This window comes from uncultured Cytophaga sp., from assembly GCF_937863595.1.
GTDB lineage: Bacteria > Bacteroidota > Bacteroidia > Cytophagales > Cytophagaceae > Cytophaga.
This window is the reverse complement of the sequence record NZ_CALMGQ010000054.1, coordinates 1-4,184: the sequence shown is the minus strand read 5'-3', so window position 1 is coordinate 4,184 and position 4,184 is coordinate 1. Positions and strand designations below refer to the sequence as shown.

Annotated in this window: 2 protein-coding genes; both read left to right on the top strand. The window is 35.5% G+C overall.

What is annotated here, in order from left to right; all coding sequences use genetic code 11:
* Positions 1–1,022 (top strand): T9SS type A sorting domain-containing protein (locus Q0543_RS04040; RefSeq protein ID WP_299249481.1); only part of this gene is annotated, 1,022 nt, incomplete at its 5' end.
* 107 nt (positions 1,023–1,129) lie between these two features.
* The gene (locus Q0543_RS04035; protein WP_299249478.1) at positions 1,130–3,607 is read left to right on the top strand and encodes a T9SS type A sorting domain-containing protein; all 2,478 of its coding nucleotides are present in this window, start codon (positions 1,130–1,132) and stop codon (positions 3,605–3,607) included.
* The last annotated feature ends 577 nt before the right edge of the window (positions 3,608–4,184 follow it).

Sequence of the window (4,184 nt, the reverse complement as noted above, 5' to 3'; positions counted from 1 at the left end):
GTACTATTGAAACCTCATATTATATTCAAGCAATTAATTTACCTTTAGTATCAATTTTTATTGATTATAATAACGATGGTTATTTTAACGAAGACAACGAATTTTATCAAACTACCGTTGCAAGTACATATCGATATAACAATGTTACGATAACTGTTCCTTCAAATGCAGTCTGTGGTAAAACCCGCTTAAGAATAGTGCAAAGTGACAGATCCCCTTATCCAAGCGCTTGTTCAAAGGCAACCTTGGGTGCCAGTCTTATTTTTAAAGATTTTATTATCACGATTGCTCAATCACCTGGTTGTAATCTTTCCTACAGTGATACAATAGGAATAGCAACCTGCAGTGCAAATGCTACAGGTTCACTGCAAGTTTTACCAATAAACGGCCTAGCACCATATCACATTCAATGGAACACCGGTAATTCAGCAGATACTTTGTTTGCCTTATCAGGCTTAGCAGCGCCTGCACGTCACCGTGCTACCATTACAGATTCTGCTGGTTGTTCCATCCGCACGGCTATGCTACAAATGACGCAGCCTTTTCCTTTGCGCATTGATACGTCATTTAAAACAAGCCCTGTATTTATTGCATATAGTGGAGGTACAAGACCCTACCGAGCGGAGATCACAGGAGATAAAACAGATACACTATATACTGTAAATGATACGATCTTTTTACCAGATGTTTCCCAAGGCAATTATACCATTGTTGCGACAGATAAAAATGCCTGCGATCCGCAAACGTATGTGTTTAATCAAGGAATATTAGGCACCGAAAATCCAATAAACAAACCCACAAAAGTTATTTTATACCCAAATCCAGCTACCAATTATGTCCAAATGTCGGGTATAAAGAATAAGGCATTTATAAAGTTATGTAGTATTGACGGTCAAATCGTATTTGAAACAACAAGCACGAATCAACAGCAGCTGTTTTTACCAAATCTACCATCGGGCCTATATTTTGTTACAATAGAAGAAGAAAATCAACGTGAAACGATTAAACTCATTATAAAGTGAAAAATAAATTAACATATGTTAACATGTTAGATAATAATTGGTTACTTAATACTATTTTTTGTATTAATATATAAAATATGTTTACATTCGCCTAGCTATCGCCCACTATGGATAAAAAAGTAATCGTCCTTTTTTTCTTACTCGCACTATGTGTATGTAGGTATAGCCATGCGCAGACCAATCCTTTTTATACGGTTACACAGGAAAATATACGACCAGATTATACGAATAATTTCGAAGTTGTCAATAATATATATGCTGGTAATACCTATAACCCTATTTACCCTGCCTATACTACTTTTCTAACAGATGGCTATGTGTTGGAAAATATCACAAGTTTCAAGCATATTCAGGGCTTACCAATTGGTTTTAAGTTTCCGTATGCGGGTCAGGAATTTGATATATATGCAATCAATGCAAAAGGCTATATCGTATTAGGAAAATCCTGGGAAGGAGGGATGACGGTGTATGCAGATACATTAATAGAATCTTCCACAGATACTGTTTTTACGCAAAAGAATAAATATTTAATCTCTGGTTTGTATACAGGAAAGAATATGGATTTTACTGGGGATATTTTTATACAAGTATATAAAGGAGGCTTTGTTAGGGAGAGAAGATTAAAAATAACAGTCATAAGTAGCAGGATATTAACGCATGGAGCACTTATATTATCTACAAACAGTTTTGAATTAAAAGAAACAGGAGAAATGAATGTAATACCTTCTGTTGACATTCAAAATAATGCTGGCCAAAATAGTTTTAATTCTTATGGATCGATTATCCAACGAGATGGTACAGGTAAAGATAATTATTTATTTGGAGTTGGATACAATTCAGATGCTTGGTCGCATACGCAACAAAAATATTCATCGAACATAGATTTTAAATATGGTATACTCAGAGATACGATTTTACCACCTGTAACTCAACAAACGTATATCATTTATTATCAGCCTGTAAAATCAACTGTTAGCTGTCCCATTCTCATTCGTTGGCATGCGAACCCACCGGGTGTATATGCTGATTCAGCCTATATAGCCAATGATTACGAGGAGCTGGAAGGAGATACTCTTGAAACCTCAGATAGGGTATGGTGGTATAGTGATATGCGTGACAGCTTACGCTTTGATGTATATTTGGGTACGGATGAAGTAAGCATGCCCTTGTATAAAGCAGGTCTAGAGTCAGATACCTTAGAGCCTTATCTTTATAGTTTTGTGAAAGGGATGGTAAAACTGAAACTGGATAGTTTAGCGCCAAGCCAGAAATATTTTTTACGAATCCATAGCATTAATCCATCTGGGGATACTACGGTTTGCACAACGTTTTTTTACACGAAACCAAATGAAGTAACTAAAAATTATTGCCGAACCGATGACTATATTTTTGAGCAAGGAAATGAAGCATTTACCGATTGTTTTTTAGATTTGAATACCCTACATTATAAGCTAGATTACGATCAGTCTTACCTAGGTTTGTACTATCAAACAAGTATTCCCGATACGGGTAGTTGGACAACTACCTTGCAACAAGGACAAGCGTATACACTTCAACTAAGTTGCCCCAAATGGAATTATTTACCAGCAACATCTTTTATGGCATCCGTATTTATGGATTACGATCAAGATGGCGTTTTTGATCATCCAGATAACAATAATGACAACCATACCTTTGGAATTAGCGATACGTTGTATAGGCCGCTTATATTTTCGATACCTAAAAATGCAGTATTGGGCAAAACAAGGTTGCGCATAGCTGTAAGAGTATTCTGTAATAATTGTTACTTTCCTACTGCTTGTGAGATAGGGTTGGAGTCAGGTAGCACCTATGTTTTTTACAGTGACTTTACCATTACCATTGCACCAGCGCCTGGTTGTAATCTTTCGTATTCGGATTCTATTGTAACACCAAACTGTGCAACAAATGGTAACGGAACTTTCAATATTATACCTAATGGAGGTGAAGAACCCTATCACCTACAATGGAACACAGGTAATCTAGCAGATACCTCTTTTACATTGTCCAATCTTGCGTCCCCCATGCGTCATCGCTCTACGATTACAGATTCTGCTGGTTGTTCCATCCGCACGGCTATGCTACAAATGACGCAGCCTTTACCTTTGCATATAGATACATCATTTAAAACAAACCCAGCATTTATTGCATTTAGTGGTGGTACAAAACCCTATCGTGTAGAGATTACAGGAGATAAAAGCCAAACACTATCTTCTGTGAAGGATACCATCTTTTTACCAGATATTTCACAAGGGAATTATACGATTGTTGCTACGGATAAAAATACCTGCGATCCGCAAACGTATGTGTTTTCAAATAGAGATACAGCAAATTACATACAACAAGATTTTGTATTATATCCCAACCCTGCAAACGATTACATTCAGATAGCTGGTATCGATCAATTTGCAGAAATAACAATTTACAGCAGCGATGGCAAAAAAGTATTTGAAGGAATTAGTACCAACCGACAGATAATAACTTTACCCTATATAGCAGCGGCTTTGTATTTGGTTCGCATTGAAGAAGGTGCTCGAACAAAAACAATTAAACTGATCAAAAAGTAGAAATTAACAAATGTTAATTCATTTATATTTAATATGTTAAATAATTGTTGTGTGAGTGTTTATTAAAAAAAAGATTTTATATTTGAATCAGCTAGGATTATTTTAGTATACATAAGATATTTTAATAATATCAATTATTGTTTAGATTATCTTGATGGATTTTGTTTCGTGGGATAAAGCCGAAAGCCTATAATAGCATGGGGCATTGCTCCAAGAATCAGATAAAATTATCTATTAATATAAATCTTAAAAACCTTATTAAATATCAATGGATGGGGCTTATGGATAAATAAAGGAATAATATAGAAGGGAGGAGTTTGCGGGATGCAAATAAGATCCGGATACAGGGAAACCACAGCTTGCGTCTGAAAACTAAGACTGAAGGTTCCCCTTTTGTATCGCATCCGGAAAGAACAGTTGTGTGTTGTATTTTTATTCAACATACAATATGATTTTTCCAAACAACATGGTTATTGTGGTTCTTTTATACGGATATGCAATATAGGATGTTGTAACATCTAATTAGTCGTCCCTTAAAAAGCCACTTTTTCAAATCTAGGGAATAGATTTATTAGGG